Origin of the sequence: Klebsiella sp. CB_Kp196 (genome assembly GCF_040061575.1) — a bacterium.
GTDB classification, from domain to species: domain Bacteria; phylum Pseudomonadota; class Gammaproteobacteria; order Enterobacterales; family Enterobacteriaceae; genus Klebsiella; species Klebsiella michiganensis.
In genome coordinates, this window is sequence record NZ_JBEAFH010000006.1 from 20,032 (window position 1) to 40,359 (window position 20,328).

The 20,328-nt window shown below is 61.4% G+C and carries 23 protein-coding genes; 20 read left to right on the top strand and 3 right to left on the bottom strand.

Annotated elements, in window-relative coordinates:
- Positions 1-6: 6 nt before the first annotated feature.
- The 19 genes from pduC to ABLU87_RS03635 all read left to right on the top strand — a co-directional run bounded on the left by pduC (position 7) and on the right by ABLU87_RS03635 (position 15,650).
- Positions 7-1,671, top strand: coding sequence for a propanediol dehydratase large subunit PduC (gene pduC / locus ABLU87_RS03545; protein ID WP_004105132.1), 1,665 nt, complete (start codon positions 7-9; stop codon positions 1,669-1,671).
- 10 nt (positions 1,672-1,681) lie between these two features.
- Positions 1,682-2,356, top strand: coding sequence for a propanediol dehydratase medium subunit PduD (gene pduD / locus ABLU87_RS03550; protein ID WP_004853784.1), 675 nt, complete (start codon positions 1,682-1,684; stop codon positions 2,354-2,356).
- 14 nt (positions 2,357-2,370) lie between these two features.
- On the top strand, positions 2,371-2,892 hold the full coding sequence (pduE, locus tag ABLU87_RS03555; RefSeq protein WP_004133648.1) for a propanediol dehydratase small subunit PduE: 522 nt from the start codon (positions 2,371-2,373) through the stop codon (positions 2,890-2,892).
- 15 nt (positions 2,893-2,907) lie between these two features.
- On the top strand, positions 2,908-4,740 hold the full coding sequence (pduG, locus tag ABLU87_RS03560) for a propanediol dehydratase reactivase alpha subunit PduG (RefSeq protein ID WP_014226638.1): 1,833 nt from the start codon (positions 2,908-2,910) through the stop codon (positions 4,738-4,740).
- The gene (pduH, locus tag ABLU87_RS03565; RefSeq protein WP_122117109.1) at positions 4,730-5,107 is read left to right on the top strand and encodes a propanediol dehydratase reactivase beta subunit PduH; all 378 of its coding nucleotides are present in this window, start codon (positions 4,730-4,732) and stop codon (positions 5,105-5,107) included. The genes pduG and pduH overlap by 11 nt, the downstream gene beginning before the upstream one ends.
- Positions 5,100-5,375: a propanediol utilization microcompartment protein PduJ gene (pduJ, locus tag ABLU87_RS03570; protein WP_004853788.1), complete on the top strand. Its 276-nt coding sequence runs from the start codon at positions 5,100-5,102 to the stop codon at positions 5,373-5,375. The genes pduH and pduJ overlap by 8 nt, the downstream gene beginning before the upstream one ends.
- Before the next feature lie 3 nt (positions 5,376-5,378).
- On the top strand, positions 5,379-5,846 hold the full coding sequence (locus ABLU87_RS03575) for a BMC domain-containing protein (RefSeq protein ID WP_122117108.1): 468 nt from the start codon (positions 5,379-5,381) through the stop codon (positions 5,844-5,846).
- Positions 5,846-6,478 (top strand): phosphate propanoyltransferase, encoded by a 633-nt coding sequence (locus ABLU87_RS03580; protein WP_014226641.1) that lies wholly within the window; start codon positions 5,846-5,848, stop codon positions 6,476-6,478. Before ABLU87_RS03575 ends, ABLU87_RS03580 begins: the two co-directional genes overlap by 1 nt.
- Complete coding sequence (gene pduM, locus ABLU87_RS03585; protein WP_122117107.1) at positions 6,475-6,966, top strand: microcompartment protein PduM; 492 nt, start codon at positions 6,475-6,477, stop codon at positions 6,964-6,966. The genes ABLU87_RS03580 and pduM overlap by 4 nt, the downstream gene beginning before the upstream one ends.
- Before the next feature lie 3 nt (positions 6,967-6,969).
- On the top strand, positions 6,970-7,245 hold the full coding sequence (pduN, locus tag ABLU87_RS03590; protein WP_014839410.1) for a propanediol utilization microcompartment protein PduN: 276 nt from the start codon (positions 6,970-6,972) through the stop codon (positions 7,243-7,245).
- Between the two features lie 9 nt (positions 7,246-7,254).
- Entirely contained in the window at positions 7,255-8,265 is a 1,011-nt protein-coding gene (pduO, locus tag ABLU87_RS03595; RefSeq protein ID WP_046876755.1) for a two-domain cob(I)yrinic acid a,c-diamide adenosyltransferase PduO, read from the top strand.
- Positions 8,262-9,653 (top strand): CoA-acylating propionaldehyde dehydrogenase PduP, encoded by a 1,392-nt coding sequence (gene pduP / locus ABLU87_RS03600; protein ID WP_122117106.1) that lies wholly within the window; start codon positions 8,262-8,264, stop codon positions 9,651-9,653. The genes pduO and pduP overlap by 4 nt, the downstream gene beginning before the upstream one ends.
- A gap of 11 nt (positions 9,654-9,664) precedes the next feature.
- Positions 9,665-10,777 carry a 1-propanol dehydrogenase PduQ gene (gene pduQ, locus ABLU87_RS03605; protein WP_122117105.1) on the top strand — a complete coding sequence of 371 codons (1,113 nt, stop codon included), beginning with the start codon at positions 9,665-9,667 and terminating at the stop codon, positions 10,775-10,777.
- Positions 10,774-12,129 carry a cobalamin reductase PduS gene (gene pduS / locus ABLU87_RS03610; RefSeq protein ID WP_025107423.1) on the top strand — a complete coding sequence of 452 codons (1,356 nt, stop codon included), beginning with the start codon at positions 10,774-10,776 and terminating at the stop codon, positions 12,127-12,129. Before pduQ ends, pduS begins: the two co-directional genes overlap by 4 nt.
- Before the next feature lie 2 nt (positions 12,130-12,131).
- On the top strand, positions 12,132-12,686 hold the full coding sequence (pduT, locus tag ABLU87_RS03615) for a propanediol utilization microcompartment protein PduT (protein ID WP_004124543.1): 555 nt from the start codon (positions 12,132-12,134) through the stop codon (positions 12,684-12,686).
- Complete coding sequence (pduU, locus tag ABLU87_RS03620; RefSeq protein ID WP_000441103.1) at positions 12,686-13,036, top strand: propanediol utilization microcompartment protein PduU; 351 nt, start codon at positions 12,686-12,688, stop codon at positions 13,034-13,036. Before pduT ends, pduU begins: the two co-directional genes overlap by 1 nt.
- Before the next feature lie 4 nt (positions 13,037-13,040).
- Positions 13,041-13,493: a propanediol utilization protein PduV gene (pduV, locus tag ABLU87_RS03625; RefSeq protein WP_122117104.1), complete on the top strand. Its 453-nt coding sequence runs from the start codon at positions 13,041-13,043 to the stop codon at positions 13,491-13,493.
- Positions 13,478-14,692: an acetate/propionate family kinase gene (locus tag ABLU87_RS03630; RefSeq protein WP_122117103.1), complete on the top strand. Its 1,215-nt coding sequence runs from the start codon at positions 13,478-13,480 to the stop codon at positions 14,690-14,692. The genes pduV and ABLU87_RS03630 overlap by 16 nt, the downstream gene beginning before the upstream one ends.
- A 91-nt stretch (positions 14,693-14,783) precedes the next feature.
- Entirely contained in the window at positions 14,784-15,650 is an 867-nt protein-coding gene (locus tag ABLU87_RS03635) for an L-threonine kinase (protein WP_122117102.1), read from the top strand.
- A gap of 67 nt (positions 15,651-15,717) precedes the next feature.
- Here ABLU87_RS03635 and ABLU87_RS03640 read toward each other — a convergent pair whose 3' ends face one another.
- The 3 genes from ABLU87_RS03640 to amiC form a co-directional block, all read right to left on the bottom strand.
- Entirely contained in the window at positions 15,718-16,023 is a 306-nt protein-coding gene (locus tag ABLU87_RS03640) for a hypothetical protein (protein ID WP_122117101.1), read from the bottom strand.
- A gap of 356 nt (positions 16,024-16,379) precedes the next feature.
- The gene (gene cobD / locus ABLU87_RS03645) at positions 16,380-17,459 is read right to left on the bottom strand and encodes a threonine-phosphate decarboxylase CobD (RefSeq protein ID WP_122117100.1); all 1,080 of its coding nucleotides are present in this window, start codon (positions 17,457-17,459) and stop codon (positions 16,380-16,382) included.
- Positions 17,460-17,476: 17 nt separating this feature from the next.
- On the bottom strand, positions 17,477-18,730 hold the full coding sequence (gene amiC, locus ABLU87_RS03650) for an N-acetylmuramoyl-L-alanine amidase AmiC (protein WP_014226651.1): 1,254 nt from the start codon (positions 18,728-18,730) through the stop codon (positions 17,477-17,479).
- Between the two features lie 227 nt (positions 18,731-18,957).
- Here amiC and argA point away from each other — a divergent pair, with 227 nt between their 5' ends.
- Positions 18,958-20,289 carry an amino-acid N-acetyltransferase gene (gene argA / locus ABLU87_RS03655; protein WP_004853841.1) on the top strand — a complete coding sequence of 444 codons (1,332 nt, stop codon included), beginning with the start codon at positions 18,958-18,960 and terminating at the stop codon, positions 20,287-20,289.
- Positions 20,290-20,328: the final 39 nt, after the last annotated feature.

The following is a 20,328-nucleotide window of genomic DNA, read 5'->3' on the forward strand; positions in this document are numbered from 1 at the left end:
TGATTCATGAGATCGAAAAGATTTGAAGCACTGGCGAAACGCCCTGTGAATCAGGACGGCTTCGTTAAGGAGTGGATCGAAGAAGGCTTTATCGCGATGGAAAGCCCGAACGACCCGAAACCGTCGATTAAAATCGTTAACGGCGCGGTGACCGAGCTGGACGGGAAACCGGTAAGCGATTTTGACCTGATCGACCACTTTATCGCCCGCTACGGTATCAACCTGAACCGCGCCGAAGAAGTGATGGCGATGGATTCGGTCAAGCTGGCCAACATGCTGTGCGATCCGAACGTTAAACGCAGCGAAATCGTCCCGCTGACCACCGCGATGACGCCGGCGAAAATTGTCGAAGTAGTTTCGCATATGAACGTCGTCGAGATGATGATGGCGATGCAGAAAATGCGCGCCCGCCGCACCCCGTCCCAGCAGGCGCACGTCACCAACGTCAAAGATAACCCGGTACAGATTGCCGCCGACGCCGCCGAAGGGGCATGGCGCGGATTTGACGAACAGGAAACCACCGTTGCGGTAGCGCGCTATGCGCCGTTCAACGCCATCGCGCTGCTGGTGGGCTCGCAGGTAGGCCGTCCGGGCGTGCTGACGCAGTGCTCGCTGGAAGAAGCCACCGAGCTGAAGCTCGGCATGCTGGGCCACACCTGCTACGCCGAAACCATCTCCGTCTACGGCACCGAGCCGGTCTTTACCGACGGCGACGACACGCCGTGGTCGAAGGGCTTCCTCGCCTCGTCCTACGCCTCTCGCGGGCTGAAAATGCGCTTTACCTCCGGCTCCGGCTCGGAAGTGCAGATGGGCTACGCCGAAGGCAAATCCATGCTTTATCTGGAAGCGCGCTGCATCTACATCACCAAAGCCGCGGGCGTACAGGGTCTGCAAAACGGTTCCGTCAGCTGCATCGGCGTGCCGTCTGCGGTGCCTTCCGGCATTCGCGCGGTGCTGGCGGAAAACCTGATCTGTTCGTCGCTGGATCTGGAGTGCGCCTCCAGCAACGACCAGACCTTCACCCACTCCGATATGCGTCGTACCGCGCGCCTGCTGATGCAGTTCCTGCCGGGCACCGACTTTATCTCCTCCGGTTATTCCGCGGTGCCGAACTACGACAACATGTTCGCCGGCTCCAACGAAGATGCCGAAGACTTTGACGACTACAACGTCATCCAGCGCGACCTGAAGGTGGACGGCGGTTTGCGTCCGGTTCGCGAAGAGGACGTCATCGCCATCCGTAACAAAGCCGCCCGCGCGCTGCAGGCCGTGTTTGCCGGAATGGGGCTGCCGCCGATTACCGATGAAGAAGTTGAAGCCGCGACCTACGCCCACGGTTCGAAAGATATGCCGGAGCGCAACATCGTCGAAGACATCAAGTTCGCCCAGGAAATCATCAATAAAAACCGCAACGGTCTGGAAGTGGTGAAAGCGCTGGCGCAGGGCGGATTCACCGACGTGGCCCAGGACATGCTCAACATCCAGAAAGCCAAGCTGACCGGGGACTACCTGCATACCTCCGCGATTATCGTCGGCGACGGGCAGGTGCTGTCGGCCGTCAACGACGTCAACGACTATGCCGGTCCGGCAACGGGCTATCGCCTGCAGGGCGAACGCTGGGAAGAGATTAAAAACATCCCTGGCGCTCTTGATCCCAACGAGATTGATTAAGGGGTGAGAAATGGAAATTAATGAAAAATTGCTGCGCCAGATAATTGAAGACGTGCTCAGCGAGATGAAGGGCAGCGATAAACCGGTCTCGTTTAATGCGCCGGCGGCCTCCGCGGCGCCCCAGGCCACGCCGCCCGCCGGCGACGGCTTCCTGACGGAAGTGGGCGAAGCGCGTCAGGGCACCCAGCAGGACGAAGTGATTATCGCCGTCGGCCCGGCTTTCGGCCTGGCGCAGACCGTCAATATCGTCGGCATCCCGCATAAGAGCATTTTGCGCGAAGTCATTGCCGGTATTGAAGAAGAAGGCATTAAGGCGCGCGTGATTCGCTGCTTTAAATCCTCCGACGTGGCCTTCGTCGCCGTTGAAGGCAATCGCCTGAGCGGCTCCGGCATCTCTATCGGCATCCAGTCGAAAGGCACCACGGTGATCCACCAGCAGGGGCTGCCGCCGCTCTCTAACCTGGAGCTGTTCCCGCAGGCGCCGCTGCTGACCCTGGAAACCTATCGCCAGATCGGCAAAAACGCCGCCCGCTATGCGAAACGAGAATCGCCGCAGCCGGTCCCGACGCTGAATGACCAGATGGCGCGGCCGAAGTACCAGGCGAAATCGGCCATTTTGCACATTAAAGAGACCAAGTACGTGGTGACGGGCAAAAACCCGCAGGAACTGCGCGTGGCGCTTTGATAAAGGATAACTCCATGAATACCGACGCAATTGAATCGATGGTACGCGACGTTTTGAGCCGCATGAACAGCCTGCAGGGCGAGGCGCCTGCGGCGGCTCCGGCGGCTGGCGGCGCGTCCCGTAGCGCCAGGGTCAGCGACTACCCGCTGGCGAACAAGCACCCGGAATGGGTGAAAACCGCCACCAATAAAACGCTGGACGACTTTACGCTGGAAAACGTGCTGAGCAATAAAGTCACCGCCCAGGATATGCGTATTACCCCGGAAACCCTGCGCTTACAGGCCTCTATTGCCAAAGACGCGGGCCGCGACCGGCTGGCGATGAACTTCGAGCGCGCCGCCGAGCTGACCGCGGTACCGGACGATCGCATTCTTGAAATCTACAACGCCCTCCGCCCCTATCGCTCGACGAAAGAGGAGCTGCTGGCGATCGCCGACGATCTCGAAAGCCGCTATCAGGCGAAGATTTGCGCCGCTTTCGTTCGCGAAGCGGCCACGCTGTACGTCGAGCGTAAAAAACTCAAAGGCGACGATTAATTACAGGGGCATGTGATGCGATATATAGCTGGCATTGATATCGGCAACTCATCGACGGAAGTCGCCCTGGCGACCCTGGATGAGGCTGGCGCGCTGACGATCACCCACAGCGCACTGGCGGAAACCACCGGAATCAAAGGCACGTTGCGTAACGTGTTCGGGATTCAGGAGGCGCTCGCCCTCGTCGCCAGAGGCGCCGGGATCGCCGTCAGCGATATTTCGCTCATCCGCATCAACGAAGCGACGCCGGTGATTGGCGATGTGGCGATGGAAACCATTACCGAAACCATCATCACCGAATCGACCATGATCGGCCATAACCCGAAAACGCCCGGCGGCGCGGGGCTTGGCACAGGCATCACCATTACGCCGCAGGAGCTGCTAACCCGCCCGGCGGACGCGCCCTATATCCTGGTGGTATCGTCGGCGTTCGATTTTGCCGATATCGCCAGTGTGATTAACGCTTCCCTGCGCGCCGGGTATCAGATTACCGGCGTCATTTTGCAGCGCGACGATGGCGTACTGGTCAGCAACCGGCTGGAAAAACCGCTGCCGATCGTTGACGAAGTGCTGTACATCGACCGCATTCCGCTGGGGATGCTGGCGGCGATTGAGGTCGCCGTACCGGGGAAGGTCATCGAAACCCTCTCTAACCCTTACGGCATCGCCACCGTCTTTAACCTCAGCCCCGAGGAGACGAAAAACATCGTCCCGATGGCCCGGGCGCTGATTGGCAACCGTTCCGCCGTGGTGGTCAAAACGCCATCCGGCGACGTCAAAGCGCGCGCGATACCCGCCGGTAATCTTGAGCTGCTGGCTCAGGGACGTAGCGTGCGCGTAGATGTTGCCGCCGGCGCCGAGGCCATCATGAAAGCGGTCGACGGCTGCGGCAGGCTCGATAACGTCACCGGCGAATCCGGCACCAATATCGGCGGCATGCTGGAACACGTGCGCCAGACCATGGCCGAGCTGACCAACAAGCCGAGCAGCGAAATATTTATTCAGGACCTGCTGGCCGTTGATACCTCGGTACCGGTGAGCGTCACCGGCGGTCTGGCCGGGGAGTTCTCGCTGGAGCAGGCCGTCGGCATCGCCTCGATGGTGAAATCGGATCGCCTGCAGATGGCAATGATCGCCCGCGAAATCGAGCAGAAGCTCAATATCGACGTGCAGATCGGCGGCGCCGAGGCCGAAGCCGCCATCCTGGGGGCGCTGACCACGCCGGGCACCACCCGACCGCTGGCGATCCTCGACCTCGGCGCGGGCTCCACCGATGCCTCCATCATCAACCCCAAAGGCGACATCATCGCCACCCACCTCGCCGGCGCAGGCGACATGGTGACGATGATTATTGCCCGCGAGCTGGGGCTGGAAGACCGCTATCTGGCGGAAGAGATCAAGAAGTACCCGCTGGCCAAGGTGGAAAGCCTGTTCCATTTACGCCACGAGGACGGCAGCGTGCAGTTCTTCTCCACGCCGCTGCCGCCCGCCGTGTTCGCCCGCGTCTGCGTGGTGAAAGCGGACGAACTGGTGCCGCTGCCCGGCGATTTAGCGCTGGAAAAAGTGCGCGCCATTCGCCGCAGCGCCAAAGAGCGGGTCTTTGTCACCAACGCCCTGCGCGCGCTGCGTCAGGTCAGCCCCACCGGCAACATTCGCGATATTCCGTTCGTGGTGCTGGTCGGCGGTTCGTCGCTGGATTTCGAAGTCCCGCAGCTGGTCACCGATGCGCTGGCGCACTACCGCCTGGTTGCCGGACGGGGAAATATTCGCGGCAGCGAGGGCCCCCGAAACGCGGTGGCCACCGGCCTGATTCTCTCCTGGCATAAGGAGTTTGCGCATGAACGGTAATCACAGCGCCCCGGCCATCGCGATCGCCGTCATCGACGGCTGCGACGGCATTTGGCGCGAAGTGCTGCTGGGTATCGAAGAGGAAGGTATCCCTTTCCGGCTCCAGCATCACCCGGCCGGAGAGGTCGTGGACAGCGCCTGGCAGGCGGCGCGCAGCTCGCCGCTGCTGGTGGGCATCGCCTGCGACCGCCATACGCTGGTCGTGCACTACAAGAATTTACCCGCATCGGCGCCGCTTTTTACGCTGATGCATCATCAGGACAGTCAGGCCCATCGCAACACCGGTAATAACGCGGCACGGCTGGTCAAAGGGATCCCTTTCCGGGATCTGAATAGCGAAGCAACAGGAGAACAGCAGGATGAATAACGCACTGGGACTGGTTGAAACAAAAGGGTTAGTGGGCGCCATTGAGGCCGCCGATGCGATGGTGAAATCCGCCAACGTGCAGCTGGTCGGCTACGAAAAAATTGGCTCGGGCCTCGTCACCGTGATGGTGCGCGGCGACGTCGGCGCGGTCAAAGCGGCGGTAGACGCGGGCAGCGCGGCGGCGAGCGCGGTGGGCGAAGTGAAATCCTGCCACGTGATCCCGCGTCCGCACAGCGACGTTGAGGCCATTTTACCGAAATCAGCCTGATTGATGGCGAATAAGGAGCACCGCGTGAAGCAATCACTGGGATTACTTGAAGTTTGTGGTCTGGCACTGGCTATCAGCTGCGCCGATATCATGGCGAAATCCGCTTCTATCACGCTGGTCGCCCTCGAAAAGACCAATGGTTCAGGCTGGACGGTGATTAAAATTACCGGTGATGTGGCCTCCGTGCAGGCGGCCATCACCACCGGCGCACAGTTTGCCGAGCAGCGAAACGGCCTGGTGGCCCACAAAGTCATCGCCAGGCCCGGAGAAGGGATCCTGCGCGCGGAGGCGCCCCCGCCCTCCGTCATGCAACCTGAACCTGAAGCTGTCGTTTCGCCAGCGCCAGCAGAAGAACTTCCCCAGCAACACGGCGTGGTCAGCTGCAACCTGTGCCTCGATCCAAAATGTCCACGCCAGAAGGGTGAGCCGCGCTCGCTTTGCATTCATCCCGGCAAGCGAGGTGAAGCGTAATGGATAAACAGCTTCTGGAATCAACGGTCAGCAAAGTTCTCGACGAGATGCGGCTACGCCCCATCCCGCTGGGGGTTTCAAATCGTCATATCCACCTGTCGGCGGCGGATTACGAACGCCTGTTCCCCGGCCATCCCATCAGCGAGAAAAAGGCGCTGCTGCAGCCGGGACAGTACGCCGCGGAGCAAACCGTCACCCTGGTGGGGCCGAAGGGGCAGCTTAAAAATGTGCGCCTGCTCGGTCCGCTGCGCTCGGTAAGCCAGGTGGAAATCTCGCGTACCGATGCCCGAACCCTGGGGGTTGCGGCGCCGCTGAGGATGTCCGGCGATCTGAAAGGGACACCGGGCATCCGCCTGGTCAGCCCTTTTGGCGAGCTGGAGCTGGCGTCAGGGGTTATCGTCGCGCAGCGGCATATTCATATGTCGCCGCTCGATGCGCTGATCCTGCGGGTCGCCCACGGCGACAGAGTTTCGGTGGCCATTGAAGGCGACGCGCGCGGGCTGATCTTCAACAACGTGGCGGTTCGCGTTTCGCCGGATATGCGCCTCGAAATGCACATCGATACCGATGAAGCCAACGCCGCCGGCGCCGATAACCCGCAGGTCTTTGCCCGGCTGGTAGGCCCGCGATGAACGGCGAAGTTCTGCAGCGCATCGTGGGGGAGATTGTCTCCCGGCTGCAGCGTCGCGCCCTTAGCACGGCGACGCTGAGCGTGGCGCAATTGCGCGATGCCGACTGCCGGAGCCTGTTCTGCCAGCACGCGTCGCTGCGCATTCTGCTCGTCGACCTGCCCCTGCTGGGCCGGCTGACGGAGGCGGAAACCGACGATCCCGCGGCCCGCAACATTCACGACGCGCTGGCTTTTGGCCTCCGCGTACAGCTCACCCTGCACCGCCAGCTGCTGCCGGTTATCCCGGTTAAAAAACTGGCCCGCCTGCCGGTGAACTTCACCGACGAGCGCGGAGTGCCGCTGATCCTGCACGCGGGTTCGGTGCTGAGCTATCGCGACGTCGCGCCGCTGGGCCAGGGGCGCCTGGTTATCCACCGCAAATGCCTCGTGACCGCGCTGGCGCGCGACGCGGCGCAGGCGCGGAATATTGAACTCATTAAGCAGGAGTAAATCATGCATCTGGCACGAGTCACGGGCGCGGTTGTCTCCACGCAAAAATCGCCTTCCCTGGTCGGCAAAAAGCTGCTGCTGGTGCGGCGGGTCAGCGCCGATGGCGAGCTCCCCACCTCGCCGACCTCCGGCGATGAAGTCGCCGTGGATTCCGTCGGCGCGGGGGTTGGCGAGCTGGTGCTGCTCAGCGGCGGTTCCAGCGCCAGGCACGTTTTTTCCGGGCCAAACGAGGCCATCGACCTCGCCGTTGTCGGCATTGTCGATACGCTTTCACGTTAAGGAGCGACTATGGCGATTTATACCCGAACGGGCGACGCTGGCACCACCTCACTCTTTACCGGCCAGCGGGTGAGCAAAACCCACCCGCGGGTTGAAGCCTACGGCACGCTGGATGAGCTGAACGCCGCGCTGAGCCTGTGCGCCTGCGCCGCCGCGGATGAACACCACCGCGCCTTGCTCGAAGCTATCCAGCAGCAAATTTTCTGGTTTAGCGCAGAACTGGCCAGCGACAGCGAACGGCCGTCGCCGAAACAGCGCTACATCAGCAGCGAAGAGATTTCCGCTCTGGAAGCCGCTATCGATCGGGCCATGGCCCGCGTCGAACCGCTGCACAGCTTTATTTTACCCGGCCGCTGCGAAGCCGCGAGCCGCCTGCATTTCGCCCGCACGCTGGCCCGCCGGGCCGAACGCCGGCTGGTTGAGCTGGCGGCGGAAGTCAACGTGCGCCAGGTGCTGATGCGCTACATCAATCGCTTATCAGACTGCCTGTACGCCCTGGCGCGCGCGGAAGATAGCGATGCGCACCAGAACAACATCATCCGCGAAGTGAGCCGGCGCTATCTGGCCGCCAGCCAGCCGAGCCGCAGCAAGGAGACGACGCCCGTGGCCCTCTCATTCCACGATCTGCACCAGCTTACCCGCGCCGCCGTTGAGCGCGCGCAGCAGCTACAGGTGCCGGTGGTGATCAGCATCGTTGACGCGCACGGCACCGAAACCGTGACCTGGCGGATGCCGGACGCTCTGCTGGTCAGCAGCGAGCTGGCGCCGAAAAAGGCCTGGACCGCGGTGGCGATGAAAACGGCGACCCATGAGCTGAGCGACGCCGTTCAGCCAGGCGCCGCGCTTTATGGCCTCGAAACGCATTTACAGGGAAAAGTGGTCACCTTTGGCGGCGGTTACGCCCTGTGGCGCGACGGCTTATTAATCGGGGGTCTTGGTATCAGCGGCGGCAGCGTTGAGCAGGACATGGACATAGCACTGGCCGCCATCGCGGCCATTAACGTGGGAACTCATCAATGAATACTTCCGAACTCGAAACCCTTATTCGCACCATTCTTAGCGAACAGTTAACCCCAGGGCAAACGCCGGGCCAGCCGCAGGGCAAAGGGATTTTTCAGTCCGTCAGCGAGGCTATCGACGCCGCGCACCAGGCGTTCTTACGTTATCAGCAGTGCCCGCTGAAAACCCGCAGCGCCATCATCAGCGCAATCCGTCAGGAGCTGACGCCGCACCTGGCCGCGCTGGCGGAAGAGAGCGCCAATGAAACGGGGATGGGCAACAAAGAAGATAAGCTCCTGAAAAACAAGGCTGCGCTGGACAACACGCCGGGCGTGGAAGATCTCACCACCACCGCGCTGACCGGCGACGGCGGCATGGTGCTGTTTGAGTATTCGCCGTTTGGCGTTATCGGGTCGGTCGCGCCGAGCACCAACCCGACGGAGACCATCATCAACAACAGCATCAGCATGCTGGCGGCGGGCAACAGCGTCTATTTCAGCCCGCATCCGGGAGCAAAAAAGGTCTCTCTGAAGCTGATTAGCATGATTGAAGAGATTGCCTTCCGCTGCTGCGGCATCCGCAATCTGGTGGTCACCGTGGCGGAACCGACGTTTGAAGCCACCCAGCAGATGATGGCCCATCCGCGCATTGCGGTCCTCGCTATCACCGGCGGCCCCGGCATTGTGGCGATGGGCATGAAGAGCGGTAAAAAAGTGATCGGCGCCGGCGCGGGCAACCCGCCCTGCATCGTCGATGAAACGGCGGATCTGGTCAAAGCGGCGGAAGATATCATCAACGGCGCCTCGTTCGATTACAACCTGCCCTGCATTGCCGAGAAGAGCCTGATTGTGGTGGAGAGCGTCGCCGAACGTCTGGTGCAGCAAATGCAAACCTTCGGCGCGCTGCTGCTGAGCCCTGCCGACACCGACAAACTCCGCGCCGCCTGCCTGCCTGAAGGCCTGGCGAATAAAAAACTGGTCGGCAAAAGCCCATCGGCCATGCTGGAAGCGGCCGGCATCGCCGTTCCGGCGAAAGCGCCGCGTCTGCTGATAGCGCTGGTTAACGCCGACGATCCGTGGGTCACCAGCGAGCAGCTGATGCCGATGCTGCCGGTGGTGAAAGTCAGCGATTTCGATAGCGCGCTGGCGCTGGCGCTGAAGGTTGAAGAGGGGCTGCATCATACCGCCATTATGCACTCGCAAAATGTCTCGCGCCTGAACCTCGCGGCCCGCACTCTGCAAACCTCGATATTCGTTAAGAACGGCCCCTCTTATGCCGGGATTGGCGTCGGCGGCGAAGGCTTTACCACCTTTACTATCGCCACGCCGACCGGTGAAGGGACTACCTCGGCGCGTACGTTTGCCCGCTCCCGTCGCTGCGTGCTGACCAACGGCTTTTCCATTCGCTAACCGAGGTCGCGATGAAGACTTTCTCACTACAAACGCGGTTGTACAGCGGTCAGGGTAGCCTGGCGGTGCTCAGGCGCTTTACCCACAAGCACATCTGGATCATCTGCGATGGCTTTCTTGCGCGCTCGCCGCTGCTGGAAACCCTGCGCCAGGCGTTGCCCGCAGATAACCGCATCAGCGTCTTTAGCGAGATAACCCCGGACCCTACTATCCATACCGTGGTGCAGGGCATTGCGCAAATGCAGGCCCTGCAGCCGCAGGTGGTCATCGGCTTCGGCGGCGGCTCGGCGATGGACGCGGCGAAAGCCATCGTCTGGTTTAGCCAGCAGAGCGGCATCAATATCGAAACCTGCGTGGCGATACCAACCACCAGCGGTACCGGTTCGGAAGTGACCAGCGCCTGCGTGATTAGCGACCCGGATAAAGGCATCAAGTATCCGCTGTTCGACAATGCGCTCTATCCCGATATGGCGATCCTTGACCCGGATCTGGTGGTCAGCGTGCCGCCGCAGATTACGGCCAACACCGGCATGGACGTGCTGACCCACGCGCTGGAGGCGTGGGTCTCTCCGCACGCCAGCGACTTTACCGACGCGCTGGCGGAAAAAGCCGCCAGGCTGGTGTTTCAGTATCTGCCCACGGCGGTGGAAAAAGGCGACTGCGTGGCGACGCGCGGGAAAATGCACAATGCCTCAACGCTTGCCGGAATGGCGTTCAGCCAGGCGGGGCTGGGGCTTAACCACGCCCTCGCCCACCAGCTCGGCGGGCAGTTTCATCTGCCGCACGGGCTGGCCAACGCGCTGCTGTTAACCGCGGTTATCCGCTTTAACGCCGGTCATCCGCGCGCCGCAAAACGCTACGCGCGGCTGGCCAAAGCCTGCGGCTTTTGTCCGGCAGACGCCAGCGATAGTACGGCGATCAATGCGCTGATCCAGCAAATCGAACGGCTCAAGCAGCGCTGCGCGCTGCCGTCACTGGCGGTCGCGCTGAAAGAGGGACGATCCCAGTACTCAGCGCGTATTCCGGCAATGGTGCAGGCCGCGCTGGCTGACGTGACGCTACGCACCAATCCTCGCCCGGCCAGCGCCGGGGAGATTCAGGAACTGCTGGAGGATCTGCTATGAGTACCGCCGTCAACGCTGCTGAAATGGCCTGGAGCGCCGAGGAGATCCGCGAGCGCGTGCGCGCGGCGGGCGTGGTCGGCGCGGGGGGCGCGGGGTTTCCCGCCCACGTGAAGCTGCAGGCGCAGGTAGAGATTTTTCTGGTGAACGCCGCCGAGTGCGAACCGATGCTCAAGGTCGACCAGCAGCTGATGTGGCAGCAGGCTGCACGTCTTGTCCGCGGCGTGCAGTACGCGATGACGGCAACCGGCGCGCGCGAAGGGGTGATAGCCCTGAAAGAGAAGTACCGCCGGGCTATCGATGCGCTCACCCCGCTGCTGCCTGCCGGTATTCGCCTGCATATTCTGCCGGATGTCTATCCCGCAGGCGATGAGGTGCTGACTATCTGGCTGGCTACCGGTCGCCGGGTCGCGCCCGCCGCGCTGCCGGCCAGCGTCGGGGTCGTGGTGAATAACGTGCAAACGGTGCTCAATATTGCCCGCGCGGTTGAGCAGCAGTTTGCGGTGACCCGCCGTACGCTGACCGTTAACGGCGCGGTCGCACGACCGCTGACCGTCACCGTCCCCATCGGCATGTCGCTGCGCGAAGTGCTGGCGCTGGCGGGCGGCGCGACGGTCGACGACCCCGGTTTTATTAACGGCGGCCCGATGATGGGCGGCCTGATTACCTCCCTCGATAGCCCGGTAACCAAAACCACCGGCGGCCTGCTGGTGCTGCCGAAAAGCCATCCGCTTATCCAGCGGCGGATGCAGGACGAGCGCACGGTGCTTTCCGTGGCCCGTACCGTCTGCGAGCAGTGCCGACTGTGTACCGATCTCTGCCCGCGGCATCTGATCGGCCACGAACTCTCTCCGCACCTGCTGGTGCGGGCGGTGAACTTTCATCAGGCCGCTACGCCGCAGCTGCTGCTGAGCGCCCTCACCTGCTCGGAGTGCAACGTCTGCGAAAGCGTGGCCTGCCCGGTGGGGATCTCGCCGATGCGCATCAACCGCATGCTCAAACGCGAGCTGCGGGCGCAAAACCAGCGCTATGAAGGGCCGCTCTATCCGGCCGACGAAATGGCGAAATATCGCCTCGTGCCGGTGAAGCGGCTGATCGCCAAACTGGGGCTGAGCCCCTGGTATCAGGAGGCGCCGCTGGTGGAGGACGAACCGGCAGTAGAAACCGTGACGTTGCCGCTGCGCCAGCATATCGGCGCCAGCGCGGTAGCGAACGTTGCGGTGGGAGAGCGCGTTACGCGCGGGCAATGCGTTGCCGATATCCCGGCAGGCGCATTAGGCGCGCCGATTCACGCCAGCATCGACGGCGTGGTTGCGGCCATCAGCGAACAGGCCATCACGGTGGTAAGAGGTTAACCATGTCTCAGGCTATAGGAATTTTAGAACTCACCAGCATTGCCAAAGGAATGGAACTCGGCGATGCGATGCTGAAAAGCGCCAACGTCAATCTGCTGGTCAGCAAGACTATCTGCCCGGGTAAGTTTTTATTGATGCTCGGCGGGGATATCGGCGCTATCCAGCAGGCTATTGAAACCGGTGCCTCGCAGGCCGGCGAAATGCTCGTCGACAGCCTGGTGCTGGCGAATATTCACCCCAGCGTCCTTCCGGCCATCAGCGGCCTGAACAGCGTGGACAAGCGCCAGGCGGTCGGCATCGTTGAAACCTGGAGCGTTGCGGCCTGCATCAGCGCCGCCGATCGGGCGGTAAAAGGCTCAAACGTCACCCTGGTGCGGGTGCATATGGCCTTCGGCATCGGCGGTAAATGCTACATGGTGGTGGCGGGCGACGTTTCCGACGTCAACAACGCGGTCACGGTAGCCAGCGAAAGCGCGGGCGAAAAAGGGCTGCTGGTTTACCGTTCGGTGATCCCGCGCCCGCATGAAGCCATGTGGCGACAGATGGTGGAGGGATAATGGAAAGACAGCCGACCACGGATCGCATGATTCAGGAATACGTTCCCGGGAAACAGGTGACCCTCGCGCACCTGATTGCCAACCCCGGGAAAGATCTCTTTAAGAAACTCGGCCTGCAGGATGCGGTTTCCGCCATCGGCATCCTCACCATTACGCCCAGCGAGGCGTCGATTATCGCCTGCGATATCGCCACCAAATCCGGCGCGGTGGAGATCGGTTTCCTTGACCGCTTTACCGGCGCCGTGGTGCTGACCGGCGACGTTTCCGCCGTCGAGTACGCCCTCAAGCAGGTGACGCGCACCCTGGGCGAGATGATGCAGTTTACTACCTGCTCAATAACCCGGACGTAGCGCGATGAAACGTCTGATGTTTATCGGCCCCAGCCAGTGCGGCAAAACCTCGCTGACCCAGGGCCTGCGCGGCGAAGCGCTCCATTACAAGAAAACCCAGGCGATTGAATGGTCGCCGATGGCCATCGACACGCCGGGCGAATATCTGGAGAACCGCTGCCTTTATAGCGCTCTGCTGACCAGCGCCTGCGAGGCCGACGTTATCGCTCTGGTGCTGAACGCCGACGCCCAGTGGTCGCCGTTTTCTCCGGGTTTTACCGCCCCGATGAACCGCCTGACGATTGGCCTGATCACCAAAGCCGACCTGGCCGACCCGCAGCGGTTATCGCTCATCGAGGAGTGGCTCAGGCAGGCAGGGGCGCAGCAGATTTTTGTCACCAGCGCGCTGAATAATCTGGGTCTTGATGCCGTGCTGGATTTTCTGAATTCGAAGGAACCTCTATGTCTTACAAAATAATGGCCATTAATGCCGGCAGCTCATCGTTAAAATTCCAGCTGCTGGAGATGCCTCAGGGCGATATGATCTGCCAGGGATTGATTGAACGTATCGGCATGGCAAACGCCCAGGTGACCCTCAAAACGCCGGCGCAAAAATGGCAGGAGACGGCGCCGATTGCCGATCACCGCGAAGCCGTCACCCTGCTGCTGGAAAAGCTCCTCGACCACCGGATTATCCAGAGTTTGCAGGATATTGACGGCGTCGGCCACCGCGTGGCGCACGGCGGAGAGCGCTTTAAAGATTCGACGCCGGTCACCGATGATACCTTAGCGGAAATCGAGCGCCTGGCGGAGCTGGCCCCGCTGCACAACCCGGTCAACGCGCTGGGCATTAACGTTTTCCGCCAGCTGCTGCCCGAAACGCCGTCGGTGGCGGTATTTGATACCGCTTTTCACCAGACGCTGGACGAGCGCGCCTTTATCTATCCGCTGCCGTGGCGCTACTACAGCGAGCTGGGCATTCGCCGCTACGGCTTCCACGGCACCAGCCATAAGTACGTCAGCGCGACGCTGGCGGAAAAGCTGGGCGTGCCGCTGAGCGCCCTGCGCGTGGTGAGCTGCCATCTCGGCAACGGCAGTAGCGTATGCGCAATCAAAGGCGGGCGCTCGGTTAATACCTCAATGGGCTTTACGCCGCAGTCCGGCGTGATGATGGGCACCCGCAGCGGCGATATCGATCCGTCGATTCTACCGTGGCTGGCGCTGCATGAGGGGCAAACGCCGGAGCAGCTTAATCAGCTGCTGAATAACGAGTCCGGCCTGCTGGGCGTTTCCGGCGTGTCGCACGATTATCGCGATGTCGAGCAGGCGGCGGACAGCGGCAATCGTCGGGCGGCCCTGGCGCTCTCGCTATTTGCCGAGCGCATCCGCGCCACCATCGGCAGCTATATTATGCAGATGGGCGGCCTGGACGCGCTGATCTTTACCGGCGGCATCGGCGAAAACTCCGCCCGCGCCAGGAGCGCCATCTGCCATAACCTGAATTTCCTCGGGCTGTCGGTCGATGAAGAGAAAAACCAGCACAACGCCACCTTTATCCAGGCCGAGAATGCGATGGTTAAAGTGGCGGTCATCAATACCAATGAAGAGCTGATGATTGCCCGCGATGTGATGCGCCTGGCGCTTCCCGAAGCGCAGACGTTAACCGTTTCAGCCTGAGCTCGCCGCCCGGCAAGTTGCGGTGAATCATGGTAATAGCGGGATCGGCATGACACTATGCGCCCTGGAAACCTGAGCAATAGGTGAATACGTGGCCGTAGCACAATGCCCCGCCTCCTGCGGTGAACTCATCCAGGGCTGGATCCTCGGCAGCGAGAAGCTGGTCTCCTGCCCCGTTGACTGGTACAGCACCGTCGAGGTGGACTACGGTTCGCCTCGCGCGGATGAACGTCCGCTGGCGCGGGCGATGGTCGACCAGCTGCTGAGCTACTGGCGTTATCCGGCGGAGCTCGGCAAAGAGATTCGGATCGATATTTGCTCCACGATTCCGGTCGCCAAGGGGATGGCCAGCAGCACCGCGGATATCGCCGCGACGGCGGTGGCCACCGCGCATCATCTCGGCCATCCGCTGGATGAAACCACCCTCGCCCGGCTCTGCGTCTCCCTGGAGCCCACCGACAGCACTCTGTTCCGCCAGCTGACCCTGTTCGACCACAACACCGCCGCCACGCAGATTGCCTGCGGCAGCCAGCCGCAGCTCGATCTGCTGGTGCTGGAAAGCCCCGCCACGCTGCTGACCACCGATTACCACCGCCTTCCCCGGCTTGAAAAGCTGCACGCCCACTCCGCGTCTCTGCAACTAGCCTGGGAGAAAGTTCAGCTGGCCTGCGAGACGGATAATCCGCGGCGGATGGGAGAGGCCGCGACGCTCAGCGCCGTCGCCAGCCAGCATCTGCTGCCGAAGCCGGGGTTTGATACGCTGCGGGGGCTGGTGGAAGAGTGCGATTTATACGGTATTAACGTGGCGCACAGCGGCAGCGTGGTCGGCCTGATGCTCGACCGCCAGCGTCACGATATTGAGTATTTGCAGCGACGGCTGGGAGAGACGCGGCTTAGCGAGCTCTGGCCCCGGCAGCACCTGCTGCGCATGGTGCAGGGCGGCGTCGAGCTGCGCTAACGCTTCCGCAGCCATGCCCCGGGTTGCGGCGCTGCGCGCCTTACCCGGGCTACCGACCCGCAGACGGCTATGAGCCCGTAGTCCGGCTAAGCGCAGCGCGAGCCGGGGAGAAGACCGCACCGATGCATTCATCCCGGCACATTCCCCGGGTTGCGGCGCTGCGCGCCTTACCCGGGCTACCGACCCGCAGACGGCTATGAGCCCGTAGTCCGGCTAAGCGCAGCGCGAGCCGGGGAGAAGCCGCACCGATACATTCATCCCGACGCATTCCCCGGGTTGCGGCGCTGCGCGCCTTACCCGGGCTACCGGCCCGCAGACGGCTGTAAACCCGTAGCCCGGCTAAGCGCAGCGCGAGCCGGGGAGAAGACCGCAACAAAACCTCATGCTGTGCACCTTCCCCGGAGGCGGCGCTGCGCGCCTGTCCGGGCTACCGGTCCGCAGACGGCTATGAGCCCGTAGCCCGGCTAAGCGCAGCGCGAGCCGGGAAGAAGACCGCAACAAAACCTCATGCTGTGCACCTTCCCCGGAGGCGGGCTACCGGTCCGCAGACGGCTATGAACCCGTAGCCCGGCTAAGCGCAGCGCGAGCCGGGAAGAAGACCGCAACAAAACCTCATGCTGTGCACATCCCCCGGAGGCGGGCTACCGGTCCGCAGATGGCTGTAAACCCGTAGCCCGGTCAGCGCAGCGCCACCGGGAAGAACCGCAGACGAACAATGGCGGCAGACATCTACTCGTTAAATACCCGCCTGAAGGCCGTCAGCAGCCGGGTATTTTCCTGCTGGCTGCGGATCGCGACGCGGAAGTAGCGCCCGTCGAGCCCCGGGTAGTTGGCGCAGCTGCGGATCAGGATGTGCTGTTGCAGCATCGCGTATTGCAGATCCAGATCCGCCACGTCGCAGCGCAGAAACAGATAGTTTGCCCGCCCGGGATAGACCGTCAGGCCGGGAATATGGCGCAGCTGATGGTTAAAGCGCTGCCCCTCCTCCGCCAGCCACTGCCAGGTTTGCTGCTGGTAGGCGCTATCCTGGAGAATGATTTCCCCCGCCAGGGCGGCAAACGCGTTTATCGACCACGGCATCTGGCGCTCGCGCATTCTCGCCACCGCCCGCGCATCGCCATTGGCCAGATACCCCAGACGCAGGCCGGGAATAGCATAAAACTTGGTCAGCGAACGCAGTACCCACACGTGCGGGTTGTGGCCCAGCAGCGGAATAAATCCCGGCTCGTCGGGGATAAAATCGATAAACGCTTCATCGAGAATCAGGGCAATGCCCAGCGACCGACAGCGTTCAGCAATCATCTCCAGCAGACGGCGCTCGGGCAACAGGCCGGTAGGATTGTTCGGCGTGCAGAGAAATAAGCAGTCCAGATCCGGCGTCAGGGCGTCAAGAATCGCCCCGGTGAGCTGCCAGCCATCCGCCTCGCGCAGCAGAAATTCCCGCACCGCGCAGTCCACCGACTGCAGCGCCCGGCGGTATTCGGCAAAGCCCGGGGTGACGATCATCGCCTGGCGCGGCTTCAGCCCCTGAACCAGCGTAAAGATCGCTTCGGTTTCGCCGTTTCCGGCGAGGATCCACGAGGCGGGGATCTGATGGTGTTCCGCCAGCGCAAGGTGCAGCTGCTGATACTCAACGTCAGGGTAGCGTTCGGCGCAGGCCATATTGTCGAGGATGGCGCGCTTTAAACTTTCCGGCATCCCCAGCGGATTAATATTGGCGCTAAAATCCAGCAGCTGCGCCGCAGAGATGCCCATAAGCGCGGCGGCCTCGCGAATATTGCCGCCGTGCGCGCTCTTAAGTAGAGCCATTTACCTTTCCTGTTGCGTTACCCTCGCCTTGCCAGCGTCGCGCCGTCGGCGAAGTAGGCTTTAATCCCTGCCAGAATCGACTCTGCAACTTCCTGCTGGAATTTCGCCGTTTTCAATTTACGCTCTTCTTCGACGTTACTGATAAACGCGGTTTCCACCAGAATCGATGGAATATCCGGCGCCTTCAGCACCGCGAAGCCCGCCTGCTCAACCCGGTTCTTGTGCAGGTTATTAATGTTGCCCATCTTTTCCAGCACCGCCTTGCCGAACTTCAGGCTGTCGGCGATGGTCAGCGACTGCACCATGTCGAACATCGTGTGGTCGACGTAGCGATCGCCGCTTTTGCTGACGCCGCCAATCAGATCCGAGGCGTTCTGGGTCTGCGCCAGATATTTAGCCGCAGTACTGGTGGCCCCTTTGGTTGACAGGGCAAACACCGACGATCCGCTGGGCTGGCGGCTGGTAAACGCGTCGGCATGAATAGAGACAAACAGGTCGGCGCGCTGCTTCTGCGCTTTGGCGACGCGGACCTTCAGCGGGATAAAGACATCCTCGTTGCGGGTCATATAGACCTTCATATTGCCCTCTTTCTCGATCAGCGCGCGCAGCCGCCGGGCAATCTGCAGCACCACGTCTTTCTCGCGGGTGCGGTATTTTCCCACCGCGCCGGAGTCTTCGCCGCCGTGGCCGGGATCGAGCATGATAACAATGGGTCGATCGCGCCCGGCTTTACCCGGTTTAGGCCCGCTCTCCGCAGGCGGAACCTGCCGCTGAAGATCGCCTTTGTTGTAATCTTCGAGCAGCGCCAGCAGCGGATCCTGCACGTCGGTGGCGTTAGCGGGATAGAGGTCCATGACCAGACGCTCTTTAAACCCGGCGACCGGAGCCAGCGCAAACAGCTGCGGTTTCACGTTCTGTTTCAGCTCAAACACCATGCGCACGGTTTGCGGATCGAACTGCCCCACGCGAGCGGATTGAATATAGGGATCGTCACCGCGAATCTGACTCCCCATACCTTTCAGTACGGAGTTGAGATTAACCCCTTCCAGATCCACCACCACACGTTCAGGATTGCTGAGCGCAAACTGCCGATATTTCAGGATATGGTTGGACTCCACGGTGACGCGCGTGTAGGTCGATGATGGCCAGACGCGTACGGCAACCACCTGCGCCGCGGCAGCCAACCCAACCGGACTCACACTCATTAACCACATGGCGCCCGCCCCCTGTAAAAATCGGCGGCGGCTTAATCCTGACTTGTATCCCGACATGCCACTCCCAAGCAGTAAGAAATCATTCGTATTTAAAACAAACAGATTGACCGGAAACTTTAACGAAAGGCGCATAACCTGTCATCTATAAAAGGGTAAACAATCTTTGACACCCTGATTTGGCTCACACTGTTTTCCCGGCTCAGCCAAAAATTGGGGCTTGCGTTTGCCGGCAAAACAGAATAAAAATACAGTAATTACGAATAATCATGCATTGAGGTTGTGTCATGGTGAAGGAACGTCGCACCGAACTGGTAGAGGGATTCCGCCATTCTGTCCCCTATATTAATGCCCATCGGGGTAAAACGTTTGTCATCATGCTGGGCGGGGAAGCCATCGAGCATGATAATTTCTCTAGTATAGTCAATGACATTGGCCTGCTTCACAGCCTGGGAATTCGTCTGGTGGTGGTCTATGGCGCCCGCCCGCAGATCGATGCCAACCTGGCGGAGCATCGTCACGAGCCGGTTTATCATAAACAAACCCGAGTGACTGACGCCAAAACGCTCGAGCTGGTTAAGCAGGCGGCGGGCATGCTGCAGCTGGAAATTACCGCTCGCCTGTCGATGAGCCTCAACAACACCCCACTGCAGGGCGCCCATATCAACGTGGTCAGCGGCAACTTCATTATCGCGCAGCCGTTAGGCGTGGACGACGGCGTGGATTACTGTCACAGCGGGCGCATCCGGCGCATCGATGAAGAAGCCATTCACCGCCAGCTGGATAACGGCGCAATCGTGCTGATGGGCCCGGTTGCGGTGTCGGTCACCGGCGAAAGCTTTAACCTGACCTCGGAAGAGATTGCGACCCAGCTGGCGATTAAGCTGAAGGCCGAAAAGATGATCGGCTTCTGCTCATCGCAGGGGGTTCACAATCAGGATGGCGAGATCGTCCCCGAGCTGTTCCCCAACGAAGCCCAGGCGCGGGTGGAAGAGATGGAAGCGGACGAAGACTACAGCTCCGGCACCGTGCGCTTTCTGCGCGGCGCGGTAAAAGCCTGCCGCAGCGGCGTGCGCCGCTGCCACCTGATCAGCTATCAGGAAAACGGCACCCTGCTGCAGGAGCTGTTCTCACGCGACGGTATCGGTACCCAGATAGTGATGGAGAGCGCCGAGCAGATCCGCCGCGCCACCATTAACGATATCGGCGGCATCCTCGAGCTGATTAGCCCGCTGGAGCAGCAGGGCATTCTGGTCAGGCGTTCGCGCGAACAGCTGGAGATGGAAATCGATAAATTCACCATTATTCAGCGCGACAACACCACCATCGCCTGCGCCGCGCTCTATCCTTTCCCGGAAGAGAAGATCGGCGAAATGGCCTGCGTGGCGGTGCATCCGGATTACCGCAGCTCATCGCGCGGTGAAGTGCTGCTCGAACGTATTGCCGCGCAGGCGAAGCAAATGGGCCTCAGCAAGCTGTTTGTTCTTACGACCCGCAGCATTCACTGGTTCCAGGAGCGCGGATTTACGCCGGTCGACGTCGACCTGCTGCCGGAGAGCAAAAAAGAGATGTACAACTATCAGCGCCGCTCCAAGGTGCTGATGGCAGACCTGGCCTGATCCCTTCTCCCCGGAAAGCGCGCGGCCGACCGGGGAAAA

Excerpts from the sequence above, each read along its gene's own strand:
- pduC (WP_004105132.1), top strand. The coding sequence starts at position 7 with ATGAGATCGAAAAGATTTGAAGCACTGGCGAAACGCCCTGTGAATCAG.
- pduD (WP_004853784.1), top strand. The coding sequence starts at position 1,682 with ATGGAAATTAATGAAAAATTGCTGCGCCAGATAATTGAAGACGTGCTC.
- pduE (WP_004133648.1), top strand. The coding sequence starts at position 2,371 with ATGAATACCGACGCAATTGAATCGATGGTACGCGACGTTTTGAGCCGC.
- pduG (WP_014226638.1), top strand. The coding sequence starts at position 2,908 with ATGCGATATATAGCTGGCATTGATATCGGCAACTCATCGACGGAAGTC.
- pduH (WP_122117109.1), top strand. The coding sequence starts at position 4,730 with ATGAACGGTAATCACAGCGCCCCGGCCATCGCGATCGCCGTCATCGAC.
- pduJ (WP_004853788.1), top strand. The coding sequence starts at position 5,100 with ATGAATAACGCACTGGGACTGGTTGAAACAAAAGGGTTAGTGGGCGCC.
- ABLU87_RS03575 (WP_122117108.1), top strand. The coding sequence starts at position 5,379 with ATGGCGAATAAGGAGCACCGCGTGAAGCAATCACTGGGATTACTTGAA.
- ABLU87_RS03580 (WP_014226641.1), top strand. The coding sequence starts at position 5,846 with ATGGATAAACAGCTTCTGGAATCAACGGTCAGCAAAGTTCTCGACGAG.
- pduM (WP_122117107.1), top strand. The coding sequence starts at position 6,475 with ATGAACGGCGAAGTTCTGCAGCGCATCGTGGGGGAGATTGTCTCCCGG.
- pduN (WP_014839410.1), top strand. The coding sequence starts at position 6,970 with ATGCATCTGGCACGAGTCACGGGCGCGGTTGTCTCCACGCAAAAATCG.
- pduO (WP_046876755.1), top strand. The coding sequence starts at position 7,255 with ATGGCGATTTATACCCGAACGGGCGACGCTGGCACCACCTCACTCTTT.
- pduP (WP_122117106.1), top strand. The coding sequence starts at position 8,262 with ATGAATACTTCCGAACTCGAAACCCTTATTCGCACCATTCTTAGCGAA.
- pduQ (WP_122117105.1), top strand. The coding sequence starts at position 9,665 with ATGAAGACTTTCTCACTACAAACGCGGTTGTACAGCGGTCAGGGTAGC.
- pduS (WP_025107423.1), top strand. The coding sequence starts at position 10,774 with ATGAGTACCGCCGTCAACGCTGCTGAAATGGCCTGGAGCGCCGAGGAG.
- pduT (WP_004124543.1), top strand. The coding sequence starts at position 12,132 with ATGTCTCAGGCTATAGGAATTTTAGAACTCACCAGCATTGCCAAAGGA.
- pduU (WP_000441103.1), top strand. The coding sequence starts at position 12,686 with ATGGAAAGACAGCCGACCACGGATCGCATGATTCAGGAATACGTTCCC.
- pduV (WP_122117104.1), top strand. The coding sequence starts at position 13,041 with ATGAAACGTCTGATGTTTATCGGCCCCAGCCAGTGCGGCAAAACCTCG.
- ABLU87_RS03630 (WP_122117103.1), top strand. The coding sequence starts at position 13,478 with ATGTCTTACAAAATAATGGCCATTAATGCCGGCAGCTCATCGTTAAAA.
- cobD (WP_122117100.1), bottom strand. The coding sequence starts at position 17,459 with ATGGCTCTACTTAAGAGCGCGCACGGCGGCAATATTCGCGAGGCCGCC.
- amiC (WP_014226651.1), bottom strand. The coding sequence starts at position 18,730 with ATGTCGGGATACAAGTCAGGATTAAGCCGCCGCCGATTTTTACAGGGG.
- argA (WP_004853841.1), top strand. The coding sequence starts at position 18,958 with ATGGTGAAGGAACGTCGCACCGAACTGGTAGAGGGATTCCGCCATTCT.